The 25,840-nt window shown below is 73.7% G+C and carries 19 protein-coding genes; 10 read left to right on the top strand and 9 right to left on the bottom strand.

Annotated features, from left to right (window positions below):
- Positions 1-46: 46 nt before the first annotated feature.
- The 3 genes from ACWGKU_RS30755 to ACWGKU_RS30745 form a co-directional block, all read right to left on the bottom strand.
- The gene (locus tag ACWGKU_RS30755) at positions 47-1,255 is read right to left on the bottom strand and encodes a serine hydrolase domain-containing protein (protein WP_452178051.1); all 1,209 of its coding nucleotides are present in this window, start codon (positions 1,253-1,255) and stop codon (positions 47-49) included.
- 220 nt (positions 1,256-1,475) lie between these two features.
- Complete coding sequence (locus ACWGKU_RS30750; protein WP_401055645.1) at positions 1,476-1,841, bottom strand: hypothetical protein; 366 nt, start codon at positions 1,839-1,841, stop codon at positions 1,476-1,478.
- 313 nt (positions 1,842-2,154) lie between these two features.
- Positions 2,155-2,427 (bottom strand): CGNR zinc finger domain-containing protein, encoded by a 273-nt coding sequence (locus ACWGKU_RS30745; protein WP_452178050.1) that lies wholly within the window; start codon positions 2,425-2,427, stop codon positions 2,155-2,157.
- Between ACWGKU_RS30745 and ACWGKU_RS30740 the strand changes: the two genes are divergently transcribed.
- Both ACWGKU_RS30740 and ACWGKU_RS30735 read left to right on the top strand, forming a co-directional pair.
- Positions 2,345-2,548, top strand: a complete 204-nt coding sequence (locus ACWGKU_RS30740; protein WP_452178049.1) for an aromatic-ring hydroxylase C-terminal domain-containing protein — start codon at positions 2,345-2,347, stop codon at positions 2,546-2,548. The genes ACWGKU_RS30745 and ACWGKU_RS30740 overlap by 83 nt on opposite strands.
- A gap of 246 nt (positions 2,549-2,794) precedes the next feature.
- Positions 2,795-4,024, top strand: coding sequence for a serine hydrolase domain-containing protein (locus ACWGKU_RS30735; protein WP_452178048.1), 1,230 nt, complete (start codon positions 2,795-2,797; stop codon positions 4,022-4,024).
- A 41-nt stretch (positions 4,025-4,065) separates the two neighbouring features.
- On the opposite strand, the gene ACWGKU_RS30730 is transcribed toward ACWGKU_RS30735, so the two are convergent.
- On the bottom strand, positions 4,066-5,112 hold the full coding sequence (locus tag ACWGKU_RS30730) for an alcohol dehydrogenase catalytic domain-containing protein (RefSeq protein ID WP_452178047.1): 1,047 nt from the start codon (positions 5,110-5,112) through the stop codon (positions 4,066-4,068).
- 277 nt (positions 5,113-5,389) lie between these two features.
- On the opposite strand from ACWGKU_RS30730, the gene ACWGKU_RS30725 reads away from it, so the two are divergent.
- Positions 5,390-5,917, top strand: a complete 528-nt coding sequence (locus ACWGKU_RS30725) for a DUF6879 family protein (RefSeq protein ID WP_401055297.1) — start codon at positions 5,390-5,392, stop codon at positions 5,915-5,917.
- A 106-nt stretch (positions 5,918-6,023) separates the two neighbouring features.
- On the opposite strand, the gene ACWGKU_RS30720 is transcribed toward ACWGKU_RS30725, so the two are convergent.
- The 4 genes from ACWGKU_RS30720 to ACWGKU_RS30705 form a co-directional block, all read right to left on the bottom strand.
- Entirely contained in the window at positions 6,024-6,731 is a 708-nt protein-coding gene (locus ACWGKU_RS30720) for a DUF7158 domain-containing protein (RefSeq protein ID WP_452178046.1), read from the bottom strand.
- Positions 6,728-10,945: a glycoside hydrolase family 38 N-terminal domain-containing protein gene (locus ACWGKU_RS30715; protein ID WP_452178045.1), complete on the bottom strand. Its 4,218-nt coding sequence runs from the start codon at positions 10,943-10,945 to the stop codon at positions 6,728-6,730. Before ACWGKU_RS30715 ends, ACWGKU_RS30720 begins: the two co-directional genes overlap by 4 nt.
- A 45-nt stretch (positions 10,946-10,990) precedes the next feature.
- Complete coding sequence (locus ACWGKU_RS30710) at positions 10,991-13,435, bottom strand: endo-beta-N-acetylglucosaminidase (protein ID WP_452178044.1); 2,445 nt, start codon at positions 13,433-13,435, stop codon at positions 10,991-10,993.
- A 243-nt stretch (positions 13,436-13,678) separates the two neighbouring features.
- Positions 13,679-14,872 carry a LacI family DNA-binding transcriptional regulator gene (locus ACWGKU_RS30705; protein ID WP_452178043.1) on the bottom strand — a complete coding sequence of 398 codons (1,194 nt, stop codon included), beginning with the start codon at positions 14,870-14,872 and terminating at the stop codon, positions 13,679-13,681.
- Positions 14,873-15,023: 151 nt separating this feature from the next.
- Here ACWGKU_RS30705 and ACWGKU_RS30700 point away from each other — a divergent pair, with 151 nt between their 5' ends.
- The 7 genes from ACWGKU_RS30700 to manA all read left to right on the top strand — a co-directional run bounded on the left by ACWGKU_RS30700 (position 15,024) and on the right by manA (position 25,006).
- Positions 15,024-16,313, top strand: a complete 1,290-nt coding sequence (locus tag ACWGKU_RS30700; RefSeq protein WP_359904768.1) for an ABC transporter substrate-binding protein — start codon at positions 15,024-15,026, stop codon at positions 16,311-16,313.
- A gap of 160 nt (positions 16,314-16,473) precedes the next feature.
- Positions 16,474-17,346 carry a carbohydrate ABC transporter permease gene (locus tag ACWGKU_RS30695; protein ID WP_359904771.1) on the top strand — a complete coding sequence of 291 codons (873 nt, stop codon included), beginning with the start codon at positions 16,474-16,476 and terminating at the stop codon, positions 17,344-17,346.
- A gap of 6 nt (positions 17,347-17,352) precedes the next feature.
- The gene (locus ACWGKU_RS30690; protein WP_452178042.1) at positions 17,353-18,276 is read left to right on the top strand and encodes a carbohydrate ABC transporter permease; all 924 of its coding nucleotides are present in this window, start codon (positions 17,353-17,355) and stop codon (positions 18,274-18,276) included.
- Between the two features lie 58 nt (positions 18,277-18,334).
- Positions 18,335-19,591: a glycoside hydrolase 5 family protein gene (locus ACWGKU_RS30685; RefSeq protein ID WP_401052437.1), complete on the top strand. Its 1,257-nt coding sequence runs from the start codon at positions 18,335-18,337 to the stop codon at positions 19,589-19,591.
- Positions 19,592-19,635: 44 nt separating this feature from the next.
- Positions 19,636-22,677, top strand: coding sequence for an alpha-mannosidase (locus tag ACWGKU_RS30680; RefSeq protein ID WP_401052435.1), 3,042 nt, complete (start codon positions 19,636-19,638; stop codon positions 22,675-22,677).
- A gap of 68 nt (positions 22,678-22,745) precedes the next feature.
- Complete coding sequence (locus ACWGKU_RS30675) at positions 22,746-23,678, top strand: ROK family protein (RefSeq protein ID WP_452178041.1); 933 nt, start codon at positions 22,746-22,748, stop codon at positions 23,676-23,678.
- A 20-nt stretch (positions 23,679-23,698) separates the two neighbouring features.
- Positions 23,699-25,006, top strand: coding sequence for a mannose-6-phosphate isomerase, class I (gene manA / locus ACWGKU_RS30670; RefSeq protein WP_452178040.1), 1,308 nt, complete (start codon positions 23,699-23,701; stop codon positions 25,004-25,006).
- Between the two features lie 43 nt (positions 25,007-25,049).
- Here the strand turns inward: manA and ACWGKU_RS30665 are convergent, their stop codons facing one another.
- On the bottom strand, positions 25,050-25,445 hold the full coding sequence (locus ACWGKU_RS30665) for a DUF2267 domain-containing protein (RefSeq protein WP_401046666.1): 396 nt from the start codon (positions 25,443-25,445) through the stop codon (positions 25,050-25,052).
- Between the last annotated feature and the right edge of the window lie 395 nt (positions 25,446-25,840).

The raw sequence follows: 25,840 nt of genomic DNA, 5'->3' as shown, positions 1-25,840 counted from the left end.
GCGGAGGGGGCCGACGCAATTCCGTCCGCGGCGCGGCGGGCCCGGGTCAGCTGCAGAGGGCGGCGTCGACCGCGTCGGCCACGCGCTGCTTGACGTCGGGTGACGGGGTGGTGGTCACCGCGACGTCGGCGGCGCGACCGTCCTCGGTGGCGCCGCCGCGGGTGACGTAGCCCGGGATGGAGCCGCCGTGGCCCCAGTACAGGCCGCCGCAGGACAGCGGGCGGCCGACGATGCCCAGCCCGTACCGGGCGCCCGGGCCCATGTACTCGGCGGGGACGGTGGTGCGCATCTGGGCGAGCTGCGCCGGGGGCAGCAGTTCGCCGCCGAGGAGGGCGAGGTAGAAGCGGTTGAGGTCGGTGTTGGTGGAGACCAGCGCTCCGGCGGTCCAGGCCCAGGAGGGGTCCTCCTCGGTGACGTCCAGCGGGGCGCTGCCGGGCTGTTCGGTGAGGTAGCCGTGCGGGTGGCCTTCGTGGACGGACATGTCGCCCTGGACCGGGAAGTAGGTGTGGCGCAGGCCGATGCGGTCGATCACGCGCCGGGTGATCTCCTCGCCGGCGGGTCGGCCGGTGACCTTCTGGATGATCAGGCCGGCCACGACGTACCCGGTGTTGCTGTACTTCCAGCCGGTGCCGGGGGCGAAGTCGGGGGCCTGGCCGAGCGCGAGGTCGAGCAGCTCGCGCGGCTCGTAGTACCGGGTGGCCTCCTGGTCTCCCAGCAGCGCGGTGTACTCGGGCAGGCCGCTGGTGTGCTGGAGGATCTGACGGACGGTGATGATCCGTCCGTCGGCGGGGGCGCGGCCGGCCGTGCCGCGGACGACCCCGGGCAGGTAGGTGTCGAGGGGGGCGTCCAGGTCGACCTTGCCCTCGGCCACGAGCTGCAGGACGACGGTGGCGGTGAACGACTTGGTGTTGCTGCCCACCCGGATCTGGCCGTCGACGGGCACCCGCGCTCCGGTCGTGAGGTCGCCGACCCCTGCGGTGTGGTTCCGGGTCCGGCCGTCGCGGTCGCAGACGGCGGCCAGTGCGCCCGGCACGCCGTCCTGGGCGACGAGCGCGTCGAGGCGCTGCTGGACGGGGTTCGGGCGGACCGGCGCGGCGTGGGCGGACGCCGGGAGGGCGGCCGTGCCGAGTGCGACGGCGATGGCGACGGCCGTGGCAACGGCTGACGCGCCGAGGCCGGGCGGGCGGGTGCGGGTACGGCTGCGGGTACGGGTACGGGTACGGCTGCGGGTGCGGTGCTGGGCGGGCGGGTTCACGAGGCCTCTCCTCTCGCGGCCGCGGCCGCCGCCGGAACTCCCGGGTGCGGTCCGGGCGGCGCGGCGACCGTGGTCCCGTCCAGGGCATCACGCGGAGCCCGGGGCGGTCGTCGGTGCGCAGGAGGAGAGGCGGCCGGGAGCCTGCTTCCGACGGCGTATCACCATCCCTGAGGGAACCCCGAGGAGGCTTCCGGTGACACCCGCCCGCCCGGCGTCGGCGTCAGCAGCCGATGGAGCGCATGGTGACGCTGGTGAAGTGGGTGCCCGAGGGGGCGTAGAGGGTGATGGCGCGGGACTTGCCCTTGCCGCCGGCCCAGTCGCTGTCGACGCGGCCGCCGTTGGAGAGGTTGCCGCGCACGTACGGACAGCGGCCGTCCGCCTTGGTGTCGTGCACCGTGCCGACGACCTTGGTGTTGTAGTTGCACCACTTGCCGTTCGCGTAGCCCTCGCCGGAGCTGATGCTCCAGTTCTGGGTGCACGAGTCGGCGGGCGGCGCGGCGTGGGCGCCGCTGGCCGGGAGGAGCAGGGCGGCGAGGGTCAGAGCGGCGACGGCGGCTCCGGGGACGGCGAGACGGCGCTTGGACATGGCGGTACCTCCACACGGGTGCACGGTGGACATCCGGGCCGGGGCGTCGGGCGGCGCGCGGCGTACGACACGCGCGGCACGTCCGGCCGCCCGCCCGGCGGTCCGTCGAGCGTGACGTAGTCGAACAACCCTCGTCAACCCGGGAGTTGGGGGGTGGAGGCGGCATGGTGCCCCTGGGGTACCAGGGCGGCCCGGGCGACCCAAGGGGTACGTCCCGCACCATGGGGGTGGGGTCGCCGGCCCGGATCGGTGTACGAACCCAGTGCGGAGGTTCGGCCGCGGCGGGGGCGGGGAACGGCCTCCTCCCCCGCCCTCACGCCCGGTCCTCCCGCTGCGCGCGGTGGGCGGCGACGCGGACGCGGGTGGCGCAGCGCGGGGTGCAGTAGCGCTGCGGGGTGCGGCGGCCGGTGTCGATGAAGAAGCGTTCGCAGCCCGGGGCGGCGCAGCGGCCCCAGGCGCAGCCGCCGCGTTCGCCGAGCCACAGGCCGAGGGCGAGGGCGGCGGTGGAGAGCAGCCAGTGGGTGAGGCCGGCGGCGGCGGGGGCGCGGGTGTGCGGCGCCGTCCTCGTCCGCCCGGACGGCCACATCGCCTGGCGGGCGCGGCAGGCTCCCGCCGAGGACGGGCGGCTGCTCGCCGTCCTGCGACGGGCGCCGTCCGCGCCGGACAACGGAACCTCCGAATGGCGATCTTCTGATGGACCGTCATAACAATTCGGCCGCACTGGGAAACAGCACGCCGCCTCCCCGCCGTCCTGCCCATTCCGTTCCGGCTCCGACCCCGACCCCGGACCGCTGTACGGAGTGAAGTACGCCTGAAGGACGGTGAATTCGGGCTCGACCAGCCCCGGGGAGGATGCCAAGCAGCACCTCCGGTGGATGCTGCGGCCGGAGGCCCACCGACAGAATCGGTGCGAGGGGGCGGCGACGCGCGCCCGACAGGGGAGGGACGCAGGCATGACGCCACATCCGCGCACATCGAGGGCCGGTATCCGCTCGGCCGCCGCACTCCTGGCCGCCACCGCGCTGCTCGGCGCCGGCGCCACGACGGGCTTCGCCGCGCCCTCCGCCGGACTGCCGGTCGTGATCCAGCCCGCGGACGAGGAGGGGGAGTTCCTGCCGGAGGGCGCCGATTCCGCCGCGCTGCGCACCACGCTGCGGGGCATCGTCGACGCCGGCTCCTCGGCCGCCGTCGGCGAGGTCCGCCAGGACGGGCGGACCGTCTGGCGCGGGCGCGCCGGGGTGGCCGACCCGGTCACCGGCGCGGCGGTGCCCGCGCGCGCCCGGTTCAGGATCGGCAGCGTCACCAAGACCTTCGTCGCCACCGTCGTGCTCCAGCTCTCCGCCGAGCGGCGCCTCGGCCTGGACGACCCGGTCGACGCCCGCCTTCCCGGCGCGGTGCCGAACGGCGCGGCCATCACCGTCCGCCAACTGCTCGACCACACCAGCGGGTTGTACAACTACACCGAAGCGCCCGGCATGGATCCCCAGGACGAGGACCAGTACCGCAGCTGGCTGGCCGGACCGCGCTGGCACACCTACCGGCCGGCCGACCTGCTCGCGCTCGCCAACGGCCGTGCCCCGTACTTCCCACCGGGGCAGGGCTGGCACTACTCCAACACCAACTACCTGCTCGCCGGCCTGCTCATCGAGAAGGTCACCGGCCGCCCCTGGCAGCGGGAGGTCGAGCAGCGGATCATCCGGCCACTGGGACTGCACGACACCACCATGCCCGGCCTGTCGCCGCTGCTGCCCGGCCCCCACGCCCACGGCTACGTGAAGCTCTCGACCGGGCCGGTGGACGTCACCGAGCTCAACCCGTCCGTTCTGGGCGCCGCCGGGCAGGGCATCTCCAGCGCCGCCGACCTCAACCGGTTCATCGCCGCCCTCCTGGACGGCCGACTGCTGCGCCCCGCCGAACTCGCCGAGATGACCAGGACGACGGACGCCGGACCGGGACGCGGCTACGGGCTGGGGCTGGCCCGCTTCGACACCCCGTGCGGGGTGTTCTGGGGCCACAGCGGAGACCTCCCCGGCTACTCGACGATGGCCGCCGGCACGGCCGACGGCCGACGTCAACTCGCGCTCTCCCACAACCCGTTCGACCGCTCCGACCCGCGCGCCGCCAAGACCGCCGTCACGGCCTTCCTCACCACGGCCGCCTGCGGGACCGCCCCCGGGCAGTGATCAGCGGCCGGGCGCGGCAACCAGGGTGCGGCGGCCGGGGATCAACGCCCGGTGGTGACGACCATGCGGAAGCGGGCCCGGCCGCCGGCCATCCTGGCCACCGCGGCCGCGGTCTCCTCCAGAGGCACCTCCTCGATCCACGCCCGCACGCCGGTGCGGGCGGCGAAACGCAGGGTGTCCTCGGTGTCGACGGCCGTGCCCGAGGAGTGGCCGTAGACCCTCCGGTCCCCGGTGATCAGCTGCAGCGGGCTGATCGAGAGGGCGTCGGCGGAGACGCCGACGACGACGAGCTCGCCGCGCCGACCGAGCCCGTCGACGACGGCGGACATGGCGTCGGCGTTGGTGACCGTGGACAGGACCACCTTCGCGCCGCCGAGCGACCGCAGGGCCCCGGCGACGTCGCCGGCGGTGCTGTCGATGTAGTGCTCGGCGCCGAGCTCGTGCGCCAGCGGCTGCTTCTCCGCACCGCGGGCGATGGCCACCGTACGGAAACCCATCGCGCGGGCGAACTGCACCCCCAGATGGCCGAGCCCGCCCAGGCCCAGGACCGCGACCGTGTCCCCGGGTCCGGCGGCGGAGCGGCGCAGGGCGTTGAAGACGGTGATCCCGGCGCAGGCCAGCGGGGCCGCCTCGGCGGCGGTCAGCCCGTCGGGGATCGCGGCCAGGGCCATGGCCGGGACGACGACACTGTCGGCGTATCCGCCGGGGTAGGCCGCCCCGGGGACCTGCAGCTCGGGACAGTGGATTCCGTCACCCGAACGGCAGGCGTCACAACGGCCGCAGCTGCCGCCGTACCAGCCGACGGCGACCCGGTCACCGACCTTCCAGCCCTCCACCCCCTCGCCGAGGGCGTCGATGCGGCCCGCGATCTCATGACCGGGGGTGACTGGGAACGTCGTGCCCGGCAGGGCGCCACCGGCGATCAGGAGGTCGGAGTGGCAGACGCCGCACGCCTCGACGGCGACGCGCACCGCCCCGCGCCCCGGCTCGCGGACCGGCACCTCGGACAGTTGGGGCGCCGCCCCCGGGGCGGCGACCAGCACGGCGCGCTGCAGGCCGTCGGAGGAGGTGGACGAGGTGGCAGCCATGGTGGAGAACCCTTCCGTACGGAGTCGAAGGTCGAAGGCCGAAGGCCGGACGTCGGAGGCCGGAGGCCAAAGGCAGGCGGCGGGCGTCAGGCGTCACCCGCCCCGGCACTCCCACCAGCTTCGCCCCTCCGCCGCCGTTTGTCCGCGCACGCCCGCCGCGCCGACTCCCCGGCCCGGCGGGCGTCATCGGGCGAAAGGCCGCACCGTCGGTGCCCCGGCGGCGAGAATGTGGTCCGCGTCCCGCTGGGAACGGTCCCGACCCCGAGGAAGGCTTGTGATGACGCAGAGCGCACCCGACTTCGCCGAGCTGCTGAGGGGCGCCACGCGCTCCGCCGCGCACCTGGAGATGCGCGACACCTACTCGGTCGGCGAGGAGGTCGAGCCCTTCGACCGCTTCAGGAGGACCGGCGAGGTGGACAACGACCCGAACACATCGTTCTGGCCGACGTGGATCCCCCTGGTGGAGGATGCGGTCGCCCGGGGTGTCGTCCTGCGCCGCGCCCGGATCGTCTCGGAGCCGGTGACCGACTACATCAGGTACGAGCACGCCGTCACCCCCGTCAACCTCGCGGCCGGCGAACAGGTCCGGTGGCTTCCCCGGAGCCGGGCATCGACCATCGCCCTCCCGGGCAACGACTTCTGGCTGATCGACCGGCGGCTGGTGCTCTTCCACTGGTTCACGGGCGACGGCGACTGGGCGGGCCACGCCTTCACGGAGGACCGGGCCGCCGTGGACCTCTGCTCCGCGGCCTTCGAGGCCGTCTGGGCGGCGGGCATCCCCCACGAAAAGTTCACCGTCGAGTAGTCCACCGTCGAGTGGTTCACCATCGAGAGGTTCACCGTCCGCCGCCACGAGCACCGGACGCCTGCCGCGCCTCTCTCCGAGGCGCGGCAGGCGAGGTGCGCGGTTCTCAGTGCCGGTGGTGGTTGTCGGGTTGGGCGGGGTCGCCGGGGTGTTCCAGGCCTTCGACCAGGGTGAGGCGGTGGGCGCGTGCGTGGTCGAGCCAGCGGACGAAGGCGGCGCGGCGGGCGGCGGCGCGGAGGGTCGGGGCGGGGTCGGGGGGCTCCGGGGGCGTGGCCACAGTGAGCAGGGCGGCTTTCCAGGGGCCGGCGGTGACCCAGGTGCCGGGCGGGGCGGTGCGGAGGGCTTCGGCGAGGGCGGTCGGGAGGGTGTCCGGGTCGGCCTCCAGTTCGCCGTCGGGGAGGGCGAGGTGCCAGCGCTCCGCCGGTGGGCGGGTGGTCATGGTGCGGTAGTGGGCGATGTCGGCGGGTGAGGGTTCGACGTCGGCGGTGACGGCCGCGTAGACGGCGCGGACGGCCGGGTTGCCCTCGAAGGCGGCCGCCGTGATGGAGCCGAGTTCGACGGCGGCCTGCTGATCGAGGCGGGCGGGGCCGTCGGGGCCGTCGGGGACCACGGGCAGCCGGCGTTCGGCGGCGACCGCCTCGCACAGCGCCTCGGTCAGCAGGACCTGGGCGACCCATCGGGTGAGCTGGCGGTCCTCCGAACTGCCGGACTGCGGCAGGGCGGTGGCGCGCGGGCCGTTCCGCAGGGCGGCGAGGCGGTGGTCGAGTGCCGTCCGCGGGAGCGGGCGTCCGTCGAGCAGGCCGAGCGTGGTCATGCCTCCACCACCAGGGCGACGGTCGGGGCGTACTGGCAGCGGCCGAACCACATGACCTTGGCGAGGGCCCAGTACGCGCCCGGGTCGGTGGATTCGGGGACGGTGACGGGGAAGTCGACGGTCGTGGCGGTGCCGGCGGGGGCGGTGAAGCCGCGGACGGGGTCGGCGATGGCCTCCCAGGTGCCCCACGGGGAGACGAGCTGGAGTTCGCCGCGGATCTCGCCGCGCGTGCGGTTGGTGAGGACGAGGGACAGGGTGGCCCGGCCGCCGGGGGCCACGCGCAGGGTCGCGGTGGAGACCTCGACGTCCAGCCCGGTGTCGCGGCCGGTGGTGGCCTTGCTGCCCTGGGCGATCGTCCAGTCCTCGGGAGTGTCGCCGGGGACGGGGAGCAGGTCGGGCAGCTCGCCGACGGCGATGGTCACCACGTCCTCGATCAGCTGGCCGTCGTGCTCGATGCGGACGGCGGCGAAGTACAGCCCGGGCTCGGCTCCGGCCGGCGGGGTGACGGTGACCGGGAAGCGCAGGTGCCCGCCGGCCTCCAGTCGGTACGGGCGGCTGCCGAGGCCGGTCGTCCAGCCCTCGGGCGGCAGCACGACGGCCGTGCCCTCAACGGCGGCATCGCGGAGCTGGGAGGAGAGCACGACCGACAGCGTCACCGGCTCCCCCGCCGTTCGCAGCAGACCGGGCGAGGCGCCGACGGACACCGGCAGGTAGCCGAGCGGGGCCGGGCCCCGGTTGTGGAGCCAGTAGCGGGCGTGGACGGGCTGGGCGGGTTCCGCGGTGGGGCCGAGGTCCGTCGCGGCCGCGGGGGCGGTGACGGCCGGGGTCGCGAGCAGGGTGGCGATCTGCGAACCGGCGAGGTCGAGAGCGGAGTCACCGGAGGGAAGCGGTCGTTCCAGCAGGTCCGCGGCCCGGATCTCGCCCAGGCCGAGCGCGCCGCCGAGCCGCGCCGTGCGCCCGAGGCCGGTGGATTCGACGAGCCGGACGGTCAGTTCGCGCCCGAGTGGCGACGTCGAGCCGTGCGCGATCGGGTTGCCGGCCGGTTTGAGCGTCCCGAGCAGCACCTCGCGCTGCGGCTCGACCCGCAGCCAGGACAGGGTGGCGGGCAGCGGCCCGTCCTGCGCCGGGGTGATCCGGGCGTACAGCGGGTGGTTGAACTCCTGGCCCTGGGCGGGCAGTGTGCGGTCCCGCCAGTCGCCGTCCCCTCCCACCAGTGCGTAGCTGAACTCGTGCGTCCAGTGCTGGAGTTGGAAGGACGCGCCGTCGGGCAGGGTGCGCCGGGGCGGGTCGATCCAGACGCCCGAGGGCCAGCCGGTGCAGGAGCGCATCAGCGACAGGTGCAGGGCGCCGGTGGTGTCGACGGCGAAGCCGGGCAGACCGAAGCTCAGCAACGCGACGGTGTGGTCGGCCAGTTGCTCCTGGACCGAGGACGGGCAGACGGCGGTGATCCGGGCGTCGGCCAGGTCGTCGACCAGCGCCGCCACGTCGGAGACGACGAGCGCCGGCAGCGCCCGCAGGTCGCGCAGGTCGGCGTCCGGCCGCCAGACCTCGGCGAGCGGGGTCACGGCGGGCACCCACACCGCGCCGTGCGCCTTCAGGCCGGCGGCGTACTCCTCCCCCGCCAGCGAGATCAACTCCTTGGCCGCATCGTTGACGTCGGGCCCACCGACGACGATCCGGAAGTCCGGCAGGTTGGAGTCCACCTCCAGCCAGCCGTACCGCGCCCAGTCCGCCCCCGAGGTGGTGGCGGTGACCCCGACCCGGGCGAGCGCGACCACCAGCGGACGGGCGTCGGCGGCGTCGTCCAGCGCGGGGACGACGACCTCCGCCACCCCGAGGGCGCGCGAGCCGGCCGCCGCACCCAGTGCGTCGGTGAGGTCCACGCGCGCGGTGGCGCCGAGCCCGAACCAGGTGTTGGCGGGGTTGTCCAGGGTCCACGGCGCCTCCGCCGAGTCCACGTCCGGCATCGCGAAGCCGCGCCCGACGACCGCGCCCGCGACCTCGCTGACCGGCAGGCCGCCGGGGACGTCCACCGGGAAGCGCAGCCGCAGCAGCCGGTCGGCGCCGGAGTGGTCCACCACCCGGGTGCGGCAGTCCACCCGGTCGAGGCCGCGCCAGAGCGTGACGGTCTGCTCGTACCGGACGGAGTCGACCGTGCCCTCGATCACGAGGCGCTCGCCGAGCGGCCCGGTCTCCCGGCGGACGGACGCCTCGCCGTCGCCCGAACCGACGACCGGACCGCTGGGCACCAGGTGCCAGGGGCCCTCGCCGAAGTCGGGGTGCTGCGGGTACTCCTCGTACACCCGCAGCTCGTTGCCGATCCGGCCCTCCTGGATCAACTCCCTTCGGTTCGACAGGTCGTGGACCGAGGTGAGACCGCCGCCGCGCGCCGGGTCGGCGGTGACGCGGTACCGGTCGCCCTCGATCACGAAACCGTCGGCCGCCGTCCACGGCTGCTCCGCCTCGCCCTCCACCAGTCGCCAGGTGCGCCAGCCGAGCGCGGGCACCTCGGCGGCCAGGAAACGCAGCGTCCCCCGGTCGACGGCGCTCGGCACGGACTCGCCCCGGTCGTCGAGCACTCGCACCGACCGCATGCCGTCCGGCAGTTCGACCGTGACGACGTCGGTCCGGTCGAAGGAGAGCGTGTTGGTCACCACGATCGCCGAGCCCGCGCCCGCGGTGGGTCCCGCCCCCGCCGTGGGTCCCGCCCCCGCCGTGGAGATCCGCCCCGCGAGAGCGTCCAGAGCCGCGTCGCGCACGCCGGACGCCAGGTCGTACGCCTCCCGCCAGCCACCGAGCAGGTCCAGGTACACCTGGTCGGACTCGGAACCGGTGATCGCGTCGTGGTGGGCGCCGTAGGCGAGTTGGCGCCAGACCTTGTCGAGCGCGGCGGCCGGGTAGCGGCCGAGGCCGTGCACGGAGGCGAGCGTGGCGAGCTTCTCCGCGTCCACGGCCGCGACCTCGCCGGCTCGTTGGGCCTGCTTGGTGTCGATGTACGAGACGTCCTTGCCGGTGTACACCGGGTTCATGTCGCGGGTCTGCGGGCTGGGCCGCCTTCCGGTGGCGGCGAGTTCGGCGCGGACGGCGTCGAGGAAGTCGCGCGGGACGGCGCAGACGAACCGGGGCCAGAGGTACTTGGCGGCCCAGGAGCGGTGGATCTCGGTGACCCACTTGTTCGGCGGGGTGTAGTCCGTCCCGACCGGCAGCAGCAGGTTCTTCGTCGCCCCGACGGGCTTGAGCTTGCGGTACAGCTCGTAGACGGCCTGTTCGGCGGTGGCGAGGTCCGGAGAGGAGTCCATCCACCAGCCGGCCGAGTAGTGGTGCGGCATGTAGTGGGTGAGCACGCCGTCCCCGCTGGGGGCGATCCACTCGAACTCGCTCGGGAACTGCATCACCCGGGCGTCGTCCTTGGCCTCCCGGAAGTTCTTCTGGATCGGGCCCCACTGGTGGAAGGGGCCGCGCGCCCAGGCGCTGCCGGTGAGGCCGGCCGCGGCGAGGTGGCCGGGGAACTGCGGGTCGTGTCCGAACACGTCGAGCTGCCAGGCGGTCCGGGGGTCGCCGCCGAGGATGTCACGCTGGTAGCCGATGCCGTGGACGATGTTGCGGATGGTGGTCTCCGCGCCGGTGAGGTTGGTGTTCGGCTCGTTGTAGGTGCCGCCGACGAGTTCGATCTGGCCGCGTTCCAGCAGCAGCCGCAGGGTCTCGCGGCGCTCCGGGTGCTGGTCGAAGTACGGCTTCAGGTAGTCGACTTCGGCGAGCACGAACTTGTACACCGGGTCCCGCAGGGCGAGGTCCAGGTGCGCGTCGACGAGGGCGAAGCCGTTGCGCTCCCACAGCGGCCGGGTGGTGGCGTCGGCGGAGAGCAGTTCCCACGGGGAGGTGTAGGCGGCCTGGGTGTTCCACCAGACCGGGTCGTAGTGGAAGTGGGAGACCAGGAACATCGTCCAGCCGGGTTCGGCGACGTCCACGCTCGCCTCCGCGACGGCGTCCGAGGCCCGCACGGTGACGGGCAGCCGGTCGCCGGGCGAGGCCCCGCTGATCTCCAGCGGGACCTCGACCGACCCCGTGCCGGTCGCCTCGCCGCGGACGCCCGGGCCGCTGACCGTGATCCGGGCGGCCGGGCCCTCCAGCGTCACCCGCAGCACTTGGCGCGGGGCGTCCTCGGGGCCGACGAACAGATCGGTGCTCTCGACGGCGGTGATGATGACCGGCACGGGGGTGCTTCCTTTCCTCGGACAGGGCAGCGCGGGGCGGCGGGGCTACGCGCCCCAGGCCTCGAACTCGTAGATGCGGGCGGCCGGGTCGCCGGTCTGGGTCGGCGTGTTGACCACCAGCCGGACGTACCGGGCGGTGATGTTCACCGGGTGGGTGGTGGTGCCGGCCGTGTTCCCGGTGACGTCGGCGACGGTCGTCCAGGGGTCGTTCGCGCCGGACCGGACCTGGATGGCGAAGTCACGGGTGTTGTACGAGGCGCTCTCGCCGCCCGCCGCCGCGTGCTTGACCACGAACTTCGACAGTTGCTTCGCCGAACCGAGGTCCGCCTCCAGCCACTTGGCGGAGGTCAGCGCGCACCACTTGTCGCCGGTCCCGCCGCTGACGCTGCCGTTGACGGCCTTGGCCGGGCCCTCGTAGGCGTTGCACTGGCCGGAGGCGGTGGCCGGGCGGTTGAGCGCCAGGTTGACGGAGGTCGGCGGGGTGCCGTTCCAACGGACAGTCGTGGAGGCGGCAGTGGAGCGCCCGTAGGTGGTGGACACCGCCTCGACGTCCAGCGTGGTGGCGTTCTCGTTGCCGGCCCGGTCGAGCCGCCCGACGAAGTACGCGTCGTTGGGCGTAGCGCCGAGGAAGCTGCGGCTGCCGTCCGCGTTGCGCCGGTAGACCTCGTAGTGGTGCACGTTGCCGCCGGGCGCCGCCGTCCAGGACAGCCGCAGGGACTGGCTGGTACCGGCGGTCACGTCGCTCGCGCCGAGCACGGTGAGGCCGGCCGGGGCCGCCGGGGTCTCCACCGCACCGTCGTAAAGGGCGATCTGTCCGACCCGGAGGTCGTACGCCGGGTCGCTGCCCTCGACCCGCAGGGCGATCTGGGCGACGGTGCGGCCCGCGTACGGGGAGAGGTCGAGGGTGTGCCGTTCCCAGCCGCTGCCGGTGTTGGCGCCGACGTCGACCGTGGTGAAGCTGCTCGGCGAGTCCGTGAACGACACGGCGGCCTTGAGCTTCGTGGGCCCGGCGGCCGGGGTCTTGACCACCAGGTCCAGCCTGGTGTTCGCGGCGACCGGCAGCTTGGTCTGGTACAGCCGTACGGTGTTGGCGGCGTCGAGCTTTCCGCTCAACCGCAGCGAGGAGCCGCCCTGGTAGGCGTCGGTGAAGTCGACGGACGGGGTGAGCCTGCTGCCGGTCGACTCCACCATCCAGCGGTAGGTGGGCGGGACGTCCTGGAGCGAGAGGTTGTTCCAGCCACCGGTGGCGACCCGAGTACCGGCCGCGTTGTAGAAGTCACCCTGCCCCGTGTCGAAGTTGGTGACGAAGGGCTTGGCGGTGATCGGCGAGGACTCGGCCACGTAGCCGGCCAGGCCGGGCCAGCCCGCCGAGAGGTCGATCCGGGACGGGTCGTTGTTGGCACCGACCCAGTAGCGGGCGTCCTTGGCGTAGAAGTCGGCGCGGTCGGTGGCGGACTTCCAGGTCCACTCCGGGCGGTAGAGGCCGAGCGAGGTGGTGTGCGGCTGCCCGGACGGGAAGAGGGCGGACCAGTCCACGCCGGTGTTGTAGCCGTTGGCCTCGGTGTCGATGCCGGAGTAGAGGTCGTACTCGCTGCGGCCGAGCTGCCGGGCCAGCGCCCGGGAGGCGTTCAGGCCGCTGGCCGACCAGCCGAAGTTCAGGAACATCGAGTCCGAGGTCCGCTTGGAACCCTCTTGCAGGAAGGGAGAGTTGGCGGAGGTGAGGGCGTTCTGCCAGTTGACGGAGCCGGAGGTGGTCATCGCGTCGTACCACATGAACTCGGTGCCGCTCTGCGCCTTGGTGTACTGCATCAGGTTGCGCACTTCGCCCGCCAGCGCCGAATCGCCGCCGCCGGTCTCCTGGTTGATGAACCAGCCGTCGAAGCCGTAGTACTGCGCGGCCTGGACGAGCTTGTCGGCGACCGGGTAGCGGCCGCCGGACTTCTGGACGAAGTCGCGCACCCACTGGAGCTGGCCGCCGTACGCGCCGGGCGGGAAGAAGACCGTGCCGTACACCTTGACGCCGTTGCGGTGGGCGGCGTCGATCACTGTCGGGTTGGGGGCGAGGATCAGGCCCTCGCCGGCCGAACCGCCCCAGAACACCAGCTTGTCGACGTACTGCCAGTAGCCGAAGGCGTAGTAGTTGGGATCGGCGGAACCCTGCGAGGGGTTGTTGGAGGTGGGACCGAAGGAGACCAGGGAGGCGATCTTCCCCTCGCCGGCACGGGCGTTGGGGTTGGCCCGCAGTGCCGGGTCGCCGGTGCGCGGCTGGAGCGGGACGCGGGAGCGGTTGAAGCGGGCGTCCGGGTCGGTGGCCGGGTCCCAGGTCAGGATGCTGTTGGGGTACCAGTACGAGGCGAAGGGCTGGGTGCCCGAGCCGGCGGTGACGGCGGGCGCCGCTGCGGGTATCGGGTCGGCCCGGGCCGCGGGGACGGCGGTCAGCGCGGCCGTCGCGAGGGCGGCGCCGAGCAGCAGGGGGAGGCGTCGTGACATGCGGTGGCTCCGATCGAGCGGAGGAGGGTGGGGGCGGGCCCGCCGTCGCGGACGGGCCCGACTGCATGCGGGCGTGCCGGTGCTGGATCGAGTGGGGGTCGCGCCGCCGCCGGGCTTCCTCGGCGCACGGGAGCGCACGGGAAGGTACGGGAACGTACGGGCGCGGCGGGGAGCGGGACGGGCGGCGGAAGCCGGACGGAGTGCGGCGGAGCGCGCCGAGCGGAGCCGCTCGGCGCTGCGAGGCTAAACCGGTTCAGAACCGCTGTCAACGATGCGCGCAGCATCCACCCGGCCGGGGGAACCCGCGACGGAACCGGCGACGGAACCGGAGGGCGAACCGGCCGCGGAACCGGAAGGCGGCCCGGCGGGCGGCCCGGCGGGCGAAGCGCCGGCGGAGGCCTCCGGGGAGCCGGCCGGCGCGGCCCCCGGCGGCGAGGTGGACTCCCGCACGGTCAGCCGCGGCGTGGGCATCTGGAGGTCCCGCCCCGGCCCGGCCTCGTCCAGCGCCGCCAGCAGGCTGCGCGCGACCTGCTCCCCGAGCGCGAAGGTGTCCCGGCTGAGCGCGGTCAGCGGCGGGTGGACGATCCGGGCGAGCACCGAGTCGTCGAAGGAGACGATGGACAGCTCGCCGGGCACCGCGACGCCCATCTCCCCCGCCACGCCGAGCCCGGCGACGGCCATCACGTCGCTGTCGTAGACGATCGCGGTGGGCCGCCTGGCCCGGGACAGCAGGGTCCGGGTGGCGGCCGCGCCCTCGGCGTCGCTGAAGTCGGTGGGGACCGACACCGCCTCCTCCAGCCCGAGCCGGCGCGAGGCGTCGCGCAGTGCGCGGATCCGCCGCTGGGTGTGCTGGAAGTGCGGCAGCCCGGCGAGGTGGGCGATCCGGCGGTGCCCGATGGCGGCCAGGTAGTCGACGATCGAGAGCATCGCCTCCCGGTCGTCGGCCCAGACCCGCAGCTGGTTGCCGCCCTTGCCGGGTCCGCCCAGCACCACCGCGGGCAGCCCGAGTTCGTCGAGGACCGGCAGCCGCGGGTCCTTGACCTGCAGGTCGACCACGATGAAGCCGTCCACCCGGTGCTCGGAGGCCCAGCCCCGGTAGACCTCGATCTCGGCGGCGGTGTCCTCGACCACCATCAGGTGCAGCGCGACCGCCCTGGCCGAGAGCACCGCCTGGAGCCCGGACAGCAGTTGGCTGAAGAACGGCTCGACGCCGATGGTGCGGGCCGGCCGGGCGATCACCAGGCCGACGGCGTCGGCCCGGGCTCCGCCGAGGGCGCGCGCGGCGCTGTGCGGGCGCCAGTTCATCTCCTCGGCGACTCCCAGGATCCGGGCCCTGGTCGCCTCGCTGACGCCGGGGCGGCCGTTGAGCGCGAAGGACACCGCGCCCTTGGAGACACCGGCCCGGCGGGCGATGTCGGCGATCGTCGGTCTGCCCACTGAACCCGACTCCTTCTCTTGACATCCAAGTTTAGGCGGGAGCATAGTCCCTGGCATAGCTAGACCGGTTTAGTTAGTCAGGTTGCGGAATCCGGCACAACCCCCGAGCTCGGCACGATCCCCCACCCACCCCCAGGACCGGGAGACCCTCATGCGAAGAATCTGGGCGGCACTGACCACGACCGCGCTCGCCACCGCCGCGCTCACCGGCTGCGGACTCGGCTCCGGCGACACCAAGGACAGCGACGCGGTGGCGAGTGCGGCCGCCACCGGCGAGGTCAAGGGCAAGGTCTCGCTCCAGACCTGGGCGCTCAAGCCGAAGTTCACCGACTACATGCAGGGCGTGATCGACGGCTTCAAGAAGAAGTACCCCGGCGTCGAGGTCGACTGGCTGGACCAGCCCGGCGAGGGCTACTCCGACAAGGTGCTCAGCCAGGCCGCCGCCGGCAGCCTGCCCGACGTGGTCAACCTCCCGCCGGACTTCGCCTTCCCGCTGGCGAAGAAGGACGTCCTGCTGGACGTCGCCAAGGCCGACCCGAAGCTCGCCGAGGAGTACGTCCCCGGCGGCGTCGACGCCTACCGGTTCAACGGGTACCAGGGCACCTTCGGCTACCCCTGGTACCTCAACACCGATGTGAACTACTGGAGTTCGGAGCTCCTGACGAAGAACGGCCTGGACCCGCAGAAGCCCCCGGCCAGTCTGGACGAGCTGATCGCCCAGGCCCGGACGATGAAGGAGAAGTCCGGCGGCCAGACCTATCTGATGAGCCGCAAGCCGGGCATCGGGGACCTGTACAACATCGGCGTGAAGATCATGTCCGACGACGGCAAGTCCTTCACCTTCAACACCCCCGAGGCCGCCGCACTGCTCGACAAGTACCGCGACGCCTTCAAGGAGGGCCTGATGCCGAACGGAGTGCTGACCGACACCTACGCCGGCAACTCCAAGCTCTTCAGCTCCGGCACGGTGGCCTGGACCACCGGCGGCGGCAACTACATCACCAGCCTCGCCACCGACAACCCGACCCTCGCCCCGAAGGTCGTCTCCTCCCCCGCGATGGCCACCCCGCCGCTGTACGTCCAGGGCCTGTCCATCCCGAAGAACACCAAGAACCCGGCCGCCGCCGTGGCCCTCGCCCGCTGGGTGACCAGCCCCGAGAACCAGGCCGCCTTCGCCCACCTGACCAGCGTGTTCCCCTCCACCAAGGCCTCCGCGAACGACCCGTTCTTCAGCAGGAGCGACGGCACCAACGCGGGCGACGCCAAGGTGATCGCCTTCACCTCGCTCGCCAAGGCCAAGCTGATCCAGCCCGTCGAGGTGGACGACGCGATGGGCACCGTCATCAAGCAGCAGTTCGCGCTGGCCATCAGCGGCGACACCAGCTCCAAGCAGGCGCTGGACACCGCCGTCGAGCAGTGCAACAAGCTGCTCAAGGGCTGACCCCACCGGGCCCGCGGCGCCGCACCGGCGCGACCTCCCGCGCCGGCACACCCTCCCTGCGGCGCCCCACCCCTCGTACCGGCGACCAGCGGCGGGCTCCCCCGCGCCCGCCGCTCCCGGGAACCGCCCGCACCACCCCCAGGCCCCAGGAAGGCACGGCATGACCCACCGGCGTTGGTTCACCCCCTGGCTGCTCGCCGGGCCCGCGATAGTCTGGCTGGCCGTCTTCAACCTCTGGCCGGCCGTCAACACGGTGATCCTGTCCTTCACCAACGCCAAGCCCCTGGGCGGCGGGCGGTTCACCGGACTGGAGAACTTCGGCCGGCTGCTGGACGACGAGCAGCTCGCCGACGCCCTGCTCAACAGCATCGTGTTCATGCTGGTCTGCCTGCCCCTGCTGACCGTCCTGCCGCTGCTGCTCGCCCTGCTGGTGCAGCGCAGGATTCCCGGCATCACGTTCTTCCGCACCGCCTTCTACACCCCGGTGATCGCCTCCGCCGTCGTGGTGGCGCTGATCTGGGGCTGGGTGCTGGACGAACGGGGCCTGGCCAACGGTCTGCTGCAGCAGGCCGGGCTGGCCGGCTCCCCGGTCGCCTTCCTGACCGATCGCTGGCTGCTGCTGTTCAGCGCGATCGCCCTGACCGTCTGGAAGGGCCTCGGCTACTACATGGTCATCTACCTGTCCGCGCTCGCCAACGTCCCGCGCGAGCTGCACGAGGCCGCGGCCGTGGACGGCGCCGGCCCGCTGCACCGGTTCTGGCACGTCACCCTGCCCGGGGTACGCCCGACCATGATCCTGATCTCGGCGCTGATCTCGGTGAGCTCGCTGCGCGTCTTCTCCGAGCTGTACGTGCTCTCCAACGGTCTGGGCGGCCCCGGCGGCCGGGACATGTCGGTGGTGATGCTGATCCAGATGTACAGCCGTGGCTTCAACGGGCACCTGGGCTACGCCTCGGCGCTCAGCCTGCTGCTGTTCGTCGTCACCCTCGGCCCGATGCTGTTCCTGATGCGGCTGAACCGGAAGGCGGCCTGACCCCCCATGACCACCGTCCGTACGCCCCGGTCCCACGACGCGACCACCGAGCCTGCCGGCCCCGCCGGCCCCGCCGGGCCCGCCAGGCGCTCCCGGGGCTTCAACACCCCCTCCACCGCGCAGACCGCCGCCCGCTACCTGCTCCTGGTGCTGGTCCTGCTGCTGGTCATCGGCCCCTTCCTGTGGCAGCTGTCCACCTCCCTCAAGGGCCCCGCCGAGGACGTCTACACCCGCACCCCGAGCTTCCTGCCCGACCAGCCCACCCTGGGCAACTACGGCAAGGTCGCCGACGTCATCCCGGTGTGGACCTACGCGCTCAACTCGGTGATCGTCGCCGTGGTCTGCATCACCGGCAACGTGGTCGGCTGCACCCTGGCCGGCTACGCGCTCGCCCGGCTGCGCTTCCGCGGGGCGAAGCTCGTCCTCGGCCTCTTCCTCGCCACCCTGATCCTGCCCGGCGAGGTCACCATCGTCTCCCAGTACGTGCTGGTGCGCGGTCTCGGCCTGGCCGACAGCCTGGCCGGGGTCGCGCTGCCCGGCTCGATCGCGATGCTCAACGTGCTGCTGATGCGCACCGCCTTCGCCGCCGTCCCGGCCGAACTCGACCAGGCCGCGCTGGTGGACGGCGCCAACGTCTGGCAGCGGCTGTGGCACATCGGTCTGCCGAACGTGCGCGGGATGCTCAGCGTGATCGTGATCTTCACCTTCATCGGCGCGTGGGACGACTTCCTGTGGCCGCTGATCGTGCTCAACGACCCGCAGAAGTACACCCTCACCGTCGGGCTCCAGTACCTCAACGGCACCTTCTCCGCCAACCCCCGGCTGATCGCGGCCGGCACCATGATCGCCTTCCTGCCGATCGTCGTGGTGTTCGGCGTCTGCCAGCGCTTCTTCTTCAAGGGCGTCGAGGAGGGAGCCGTCAAGGGATAGCCCGCCCCAGGGATGGCCCACCGTCCGTACGCCCCGAACCCGTTGAGGAAGCTCTCCGATGGCCACCGCCCCCCGTTTCGGCGTCAACTACACCCCCAGCGCCGGCTGGTTCCACCACTGGCTCGACTTCGACCTCGACGCCGTGCGCGCCGACTTCGACTCCATCGCCGCCCTCGGCCTGGACCACGTCCGGGTCTTCCCGCTCTGGCCGGTCTTCCAGCCCAACCGCACCCTGATCCGTCCGCGCGCCGTCGAGCAGCTGACGGCCCTGGTGGACGCGGCCGGCGAGCGCGGACTGGACGTCGCCGTGGACGGCCTGCAGGGCCACCTGTCCAGCTTCGACTTCCTCCCGTCCTGGACGCGGACCTGGCACCGGCGCAACATCTTCACCGACCCCGAGGTGCTCGACGGCCAGGCCGCCTACCTGCGCACCCTCGCCGGGGCGCTGCACGAGCGGCCCAACTTCCTCGGAATGACGCTCGGCAACGAGATCAACCAGTTCTCCGGCGCCCCGCACCCCGACCCGGACCGGGCCACCCCCGCCGAGGCGGAGGCCTGGCTGCGCCGGATGCTCGACGCCTGCGAGCAGGGCGCCCCCGGCCGGCTGCACCTGCACGCCTCGTACGACGCGGCCTGGTACCTGGACGAGCACCCGTTCACGCCCTGGCACTCGGCCCGGATCGGCGCCGCGACCGCCGTGCACTCCTGGGTGTTCAACGGCACCGCCCAGCGCTACGGCGCGCACTCCACCGCCACCGCGCAGCACGCCGCGTACCTGGTCGAGCTGTCCAAGGCCTGGGCGGACGACCCGGCCCGCCCGGTCTGGCTGCAGGAGGTCGGCGCGCCCGCCCCGCACATCACGGCCGAGGACGCCGCGCGCTTCACCGGCGCCACCGTGGAGGCCGTCCTGGACTGCCCGGACCTGTGGGGCGTCACCTGGTGGTGCTCGCACGACGTGGACCGCTCGCTCGCCGACTTCCCCGAACTGGAGTACAGCCTCGGCCTGTTGACCACCGACCGGACGGTCAAACCGGCCGGTGCCCGGCTCGCCGAGGCCGCCGCCGAGGCCCGCCGCTCCTGGCAGCCGCCGAAGCCGCGCAGCACCGCCGTGGTGGTCGCCACCGGCGACGAGGTCACCTCGCCCGGCCGCTCGGTCTGCGGCCCCGGCGGTTCGGCGTACGAGGCGTTCATGCGCCTCGCCGAGGCGGGCGCCCGCCCGACCGCGGTCCTCGCCGAGCGCGCCGAGGACCGCGTCCACCTCGCCGCGCGCGGCATCACCGAGGTGGTCCACCCCTGCGACGTACGTTCTCTCTGACCGCAACCCAGCCCGCAACCCAGCCCGCAACGGAGCCCGCTGACATGCACGATGACCGCACCCTGGTCGAGTCCCGCCTCAAGCGCGTCCTGGACGAGCGCATTCGCCCGGCCGTGTACCCCGAGTCCGTCCCACTGGAGGTCGGCATCTGGACGGCCCCCGGCGAGCCCGTCCCGGTCGCCGAGGGCCTGGCCGCTCCGCGCACCCCGATCGCGGTGGGCGACGCCTGGGGCGCGCCCTGGGGCACCAGCTGGATCACCGTGACCGGTACCGTCCCCGAGGCGTGGGCCGGGCGCACCGTCGAGGCGCTGATCGACCTCGGCTTCGACGCCAACATGCCCGGTTTCCAGTGCGAGGGCCTGGTCTACCGCCCGGACGGCTCCCCGGTGAAGGGCCTCAACCCGCAGAACCAGTGGGTGCGGATCGCCGCCCCGGCGGCCGGCGGCGAGCAGGTGCTGCTGCACGTCGAGGCCGCCTCCAACCCGGTCATCCTGGACTATCACCCGTTCCTGCCCACCGAGTTGGGTGACAAGGAGACGTCCGGCGACCAGCCGCAGTACAAGCTGGCCCGGATGGACCTGGCCGTCTTCGACGAAACGGTCTGGCAGCTGGTGCTGGACCTGGAGGTGCTCGGCGAGCTGATGGCCGAGCTGCCGGTGGAGGGCGCCCGCCGCTGGGACATCCTGCGCGCGGTCGAGCGGGCGCTCGACGCCGTCGACCTCCAGGACGTCAACGGCACTGCCGCGGCCGCCCGTTCGCAGCTCGAAGGGGTGCTGGCCGCGCCCGCCGTGCCCTCGGCGCACCGGATCAGCGCGATCGGCCACGCGCACATCGACTCGGCCTGGCTCTGGCCGCTGCGCGAGACCGTCCGCAAGGTGGCCCGCACCACCGCCAACATGACGGCGCTGCTGGAGGACGAGCCGGACTTCCGCTACACCATGTCCCAGGCCCAGCAGTTCGCCTGGATCAAGGAGCACCGCCCCGAGGTGTACGCGCGGGTACGGAAGGCCGTCGCCGAGGGCCGGTTCGTCCCGGCGGGCGGCATGTGGGTGGAGTCCGACACCAACATGCCGAGCTCGGAGGCGATGGCCCGGCAGTTCGTGCACGGCAAGCGGTTCTTCCTGGACGAGTTCGGGGTGGAGAACCACGAGGCCTGGCTGCCGGACACCTTCGGCTTCACCGGCGGCCTGCCGCAGATCATCCGCAACGCCGGTTCCAAGTGGCTGCTGACGCAGAAGATCTCGTGGAGCCAGATCAACAAGTTCCCGCACCACACCTTCCTCTGGGAGGGCATCGACGGGACCAGGATCTTCACCCACTTCCCGCCGGTGGACACCTACAACTGCTCGATGAAGGGCAGCGAGATCGCCCACGCGGCGAAGAACTTCAAGGACAAGGGCGTCGCCCGGCACTCGCTCGCGCCGACCGGCTGGGGCGACGGCGGCGGCGGCACGACGCGCGAGATGGTCGCCAAGGCGGCCCGGATGAACGACCTGGAGGGCTCGGCCGTCGTCCGCTGGGAGAACCCCGCCGAGTTCTTCGCCAAGGCCGAGGCCGAGTACCCGAACCCGCCGGTCTGGGTCGGCGAGCTCTACCTGGAGCTGCACCGGGCCACCCTGACCAGCCAGGCGAAGACCAAGCAGGGCAACCGGCGCAGCGAGAACCTGCTGCGCGAGGCCGAACTCTGGTGCGCCACCGCCACCTTGCGCACCGGCGCGGACTACCCGTACGAACAGCTGGACCGGATCTGGAAGACGGTGCTGCTGCACCAGTTCCACGACATCCTGCCCGGCTCGTCCATCGCCTGGGTGCACCGCGAGGCCGAGGCGACGTACGCGGCGCTGGCCGACGAGCTGGAGGGGCTGATCGGCGCGGCCCAGCAGGCACTGGCCGGGGCGCCCTCGGGCGGGCGCGAGCTGGTGTTCAACGCGGCGCCGCACACCCGCTCGGCGGTGCCGGGCGGCGGGGCCGGCACCACCGCCCCGCCGAGCGGAACCTGCGAGGCCGTCGAGCGCGCCGAGGGCGGCTTCACGCTGCGCAACGGCCTGCTGGAGGTCGTCGTGGACGCGGACGGGCTGATCGCCTCGGTGGTCGAGCTCGCGACCGGCCGGGAGACCGTCGCCCCCGGCGGCCGGGCCAACCTGCTCCAGCTGCACCCCGACTTCCCCAACATGTGGGACGCCTGGGACGTGGACCAGTTCTACCGCAACACCGTCACCGACCTGACCGGCGTGGACTCGCTCACCGCCACCGCGTCCCCCGCCGCGGCCTCGGCGCGGATCACCCGCTCCTTCGGCTCCTCCACCGTCGTCCAGACCCTCACCCTGCCGGCCGGCGAACAGCGCGTGGACATCGACACCGAGGTCGACTGGCACGAGACCGAGAAGTTCCTCAAGGCCGCCTTCCCGCTCGACGTCCACACCGAGCGCTACGCCGCCGAGACCCAGTTCGGCCACCTCTACCGGCCCACCCACACCAACACCAGCTGGGACGCCGCCAAGTTCGAGGCCTGCAACCACCGCTTCGTCCACTTCGACGAGCCCGGCTGGGGCGTCGCCCTGGTCACCGCCTCCACCTACGGCCACGACGTCACCCGCACCGTGCGCCCCGACGACGGCGGCACCACCACCACGGTCCGCTTCTCGCTGCTGCGCGCCCCGCGCTTCCCCGACCCGAGGACCGACCAGGGCCTGCACCGCTTCCGGCACGCCCTGGTGCCCGGCGCGGCGATCGGCGACGCCGTCCGCGAGGGTTACCGGATCGGCCTGCCCGAGCGGCGGGTCACCGGCAGCGCCGAGCAGGTCGCCCCGCTGGTGGAACTGGACAACGACGCCCTGGTGGTGAGCGCCGTCAAGCTCGCCGACGACCGCAGCGGGGACCTGATCGTCCGGGTCTACGAGGCCGGCGGCGGCCGCGCCCGGGGCCGGCTGACCACCTCCTTCCCGCTGGCCGGCGCCGTCCCCTGCGACCTGCTGGAGCGGCCCTGGGACGGCACCCGCGGCGAGGTGTCCGTCGAGGACGGCGCGGTGCGCCTCGCGCTGCGCCCGTTCGAGCTGGTCACCCTGCGCCTGCGGGCCGCGGCCTGACGTCTACGCTGTTCGGCGCCCCGGCCCCGCGGCCGGGGCGCCGCCCCCCCTACTTCCTGGAGCCCACCGTGCCGCTCACCCCGCTGTTCGCCGCCCTCGACATCGGCGGCACCAAGATCGCCGGGGCAGTGGTCGACGCCGACGGACGGCTGCGGCACCGGCTCCAGCTGCCCACCCCGGCCGCCGAGCCGGGCGCGGCCGTGCTCGCCGTGGTGCACCGGGTGCTGGACGAACTCTCCGGCACGGCCGACTGGGTCGCCGTGACGGCCGTCGGAATCGGCAGCGCCGGCCCGGTCGACCTCGCCGACGGCACCGTCAGCCCGGTCAACATCCCCGGCTGGCGCGGTTTCCCGCTGGTCGCCGAGGTCGCCGCGCACCCCGCGGTGGCAGCGCGCACACTGCCCGTCCGCCTCGCCGGGGACGGCGTCGCGATGGCCGCCGCCGAGCACTGGCAGGGCGCGGCCCGAGGCGCCGGCAACGCGCTCTGCCTGGTGGTGTCGACCGGGGTCGGCGCCGGACTGGTCCTCGACGGCGCGGTCCGCCCCGGCCCCAGCGGCAACGCCGGCCACCTCGGGCACATCACCGTCGACCTGGACGGCGAACCCTGCCCGTGCGGCTCGCGCGGCTGTCTGGAGGGCCTCGCCAGCGGCACCGCCATCGCCCGCCGGGCGCTCGCCCAGGGCTGGCAGCCGGTGAACGGCGACCGGACGGCCCGCGCCGTCGCCGCCTCCGCCGCCGCGGGCGACCCGCTCGCGCTCGCCTCCTTCGACCGCGCCGCCCAGGCGCTGGCCGCCGGGATCGCCGCCACGGCCGCCCTGGTGGACCTCTCCCGGGTCGTCGTCGGCGGCGGCGTGGCCGGCGCCGGGGACGTGCTGTTCACCCCGCTCGCCCGCCACCTGGACCGCTACGCCGCCCTCTCGTACATCCGCGGCCTGGACGTGCGCCGCGCCGAACTCGGCACCGACGCCGGGCTGATCGGCGCGGCCGCGCTCTGCCGCTGAGCCTCCCCGGAGCCGCCCGCATGCCGCCGACCGCCCTTCCGCCACCCGCTTCGCCGCGGCCCGCTCTCCCACCGTTCGCCCTCCTGCGGAACCCCGTCCGCCGCTACGCCTGGGGCTCGCCCACCGCGATCCCCGCGCTCACCGGCGTCGCGCCCGACGGCGGCCCGCAGGCCGAACTCTGGCTGGGCGCCCACCCGTCGGCGCCCTCCCTGCTGTCCGGCCTCGGCGGCGACAGCGCCGGTGTCGGTGTCGGACAGCAGCCGCTGGACCGGCTGATCGAGGCCGACCCGGAAGGCCTGCTCGGACCGGACACCGTACGGCGGTTCGGCCCCGCGCTGCCGTTCCTGTTCAAGGTGCTGGCCGCCGACCGGGCGCTCTCCCTCCAGGTCCACCCCACCCGCGCCCAGGCCGAGGCCGGGTACGCGGCGGAGCAGGCCCGGGGCATCCCGGCGGACGCGCCGGAGCGGGTGTTCAAGGACCGCGGGCACAAGCCCGAACTCATCTGCGCACTCGGCGACTTCGAGGCCCTCTGCGGCTTCCGGCCCACCGCCGCCACCGCCCGGCTGCTGGACGCGCTCGGTGTGCTGTCCCCCTGGGCCGCCGCCCTGCGCGCCCGGCCCGCCGAGGCCGTGCTGCCCGAGCTGCTGCGCTCCGGGCCGCACGCCTCCGGCGGCGAACTCGCCGCCGTCACCGAGGCCCTGCGCCGCACGGCGGCCGCCGGTGGACCGTACGGCGCGAGCTGCGCCGCGTACGCCCGCCTCGCCGAGGAGTACCCCGGTGACCGGGGACTGCTCTCCGCGCTGCTGCTCAACCACGTCCGGCTCGCGGCCGGGCAGGCGCTGTTCCTGGACGCCGGGGTTCCGCACGCCTACCTGCGGGGCGTGGGCGTGGAGTTGATGGCCAACTCGGACAACGTACTGCGCTGCGGGCTCACCCCCAAGCACGTCGACGTGGACGGTCTGCTGGCGGTCACGTCCTTCCGGCCCGGGGAGCCGGAGGTGCTGGTGCCGCGCCGGCTCGGGGACGACCCGGGCTCCGGCTCCGGCACGGGTGGTGGAACAGCCACCGGAACCGGCGTCGAGGAGGTCTTCCCCTCCCCCGCCGAGGAGTTCAGGCTCTCCCGTCTGCGCCCCGGCCCGGCCGCCGCCCGGGTCGACCTCCCCACCCCGCAGATCCTGCTCTGCGTCTCCGGGCAGGCCCTGCTGCGAACGCCCGGCGGTGCCGAACTCACCCTTCCGGCGGGCGCGTCGGCCTACCTGCGCCCGGGCGCCGGGCCGGTCGAACTGACCGGCCCGGGCGCGGAGCTGTTCCGGGCCACCACGGGGTAGCGGCACCCGACGGCCGCCCGGCAGGGAGCCCGAGAGACACGCCTCAGGCCGGTGCCGGGTGGCCGAACAGCAGGTCGTAGCCGTCCGGGAGTTGCTCGATCACCTGGTCCAGCAACTCCCCGGGGACCAGGTCGGCGACCGCGCTGAGCACGGCCCCGATGTCCCACTGCACCGTCGCCGGGGTCGCCCCGTCGATCCACCCCACCACGGCCTGCACGAAGCGTTCGGCGGTCAGCGGCTCGGCCGCGGGCACGGCGTCGCGCAGCAGCGAGGCGTAGCCGACGGGCAGCGCATCGGCGAGTTCGACCCGCGCGGACCCCACCAGGTGCTCACCGAGCAGGGCCAGTACGACCCGGGCGGCGTGATCCGCCTCGGCCTCGCCCCGGTACTCGCCGCGCTCCACGACGCGGGCGAGGAAGTCCTCCCAGGAGATGGTCATCGCGTCCTCCTTCCGGTCGGCGGGCTCCGGCCGGACCGGTGGCCTGCTCACCCCGGGCCAGGAGGGGGATCGCAGCCCGTGACCACCGTGGGACGTACCGGTGCCCGTGCTGCTCAGCGTAACTCGCCCCGGCGCCTTCGGAACCGGCCTTCCGCCGTGGACCCGCGGAACCGTGCCTGCGGACGGCCGGGAAACACCGGCCGCCGGGGCTCCGGAACGCTCGGGGGCGCAGGGGAGGGCCGGGGGTGCGGGGGAGGGCCTGGGACGCGGGGAGAACCCGGGACGCCGTGCGGTGGGGAAGGCCGGCCCCGGCGGATCGGCGCCGTCGTCGATCACGCCGCCGGCAGCCTGCGTGCGCCAACCACTCCGAGTAGTGGCAACGCATGAGCGTCCGC

The sequence above is a fragment of the Kitasatospora sp. NPDC054768 genome, assembly GCF_053612025.1.
The sequence above is the reverse complement of the archived record's forward strand: the minus strand, read 5'-3'. Positions and strand labels throughout refer to the sequence as shown.

Bases quoted from the DNA above. Each gene is read 5' to 3' on its own strand.
- ACWGKU_RS30680 (WP_401052435.1), top strand. From the start codon at position 19,636: ATGCACGATGACCGCACCCTGGTCGAGTCCCGCCTCAAGCGCGTCCTG.
- ACWGKU_RS30710 (WP_452178044.1), bottom strand. From the start codon at position 13,435: ATGTCACGACGCCTCCCCCTGCTGCTCGGCGCCGCCCTCGCGACGGCC.
- ACWGKU_RS30735 (WP_452178048.1), top strand. From the start codon at position 2,795: ATGACGCCACATCCGCGCACATCGAGGGCCGGTATCCGCTCGGCCGCC.
- ACWGKU_RS30730 (WP_452178047.1), bottom strand. From the start codon at position 5,112: ATGGCTGCCACCTCGTCCACCTCCTCCGACGGCCTGCAGCGCGCCGTG.
- manA (WP_452178040.1), top strand. From the start codon at position 23,699: ATGCCGCCGACCGCCCTTCCGCCACCCGCTTCGCCGCGGCCCGCTCTC.
- ACWGKU_RS30690 (WP_452178042.1), top strand. From the start codon at position 17,353: ATGACCACCGTCCGTACGCCCCGGTCCCACGACGCGACCACCGAGCCT.
- ACWGKU_RS30695 (WP_359904771.1), top strand. From the start codon at position 16,474: ATGACCCACCGGCGTTGGTTCACCCCCTGGCTGCTCGCCGGGCCCGCG.
- ACWGKU_RS30685 (WP_401052437.1), top strand. From the start codon at position 18,335: ATGGCCACCGCCCCCCGTTTCGGCGTCAACTACACCCCCAGCGCCGGC.
- ACWGKU_RS30725 (WP_401055297.1), top strand. From the start codon at position 5,390: ATGACGCAGAGCGCACCCGACTTCGCCGAGCTGCTGAGGGGCGCCACG.
- ACWGKU_RS30745 (WP_452178050.1), bottom strand. From the start codon at position 2,427: ATGTGGCCGTCCGGGCGGACGAGGACGGCGCCGCACACCCGCGCCCCC.
- ACWGKU_RS30750 (WP_401055645.1), bottom strand. From the start codon at position 1,841: ATGTCCAAGCGCCGTCTCGCCGTCCCCGGAGCCGCCGTCGCCGCTCTG.
- ACWGKU_RS30700 (WP_359904768.1), top strand. From the start codon at position 15,024: ATGCGAAGAATCTGGGCGGCACTGACCACGACCGCGCTCGCCACCGCC.
- ACWGKU_RS30665 (WP_401046666.1), bottom strand. From the start codon at position 25,445: ATGACCATCTCCTGGGAGGACTTCCTCGCCCGCGTCGTGGAGCGCGGC.
- ACWGKU_RS30720 (WP_452178046.1), bottom strand. From the start codon at position 6,731: ATGACCACGCTCGGCCTGCTCGACGGACGCCCGCTCCCGCGGACGGCA.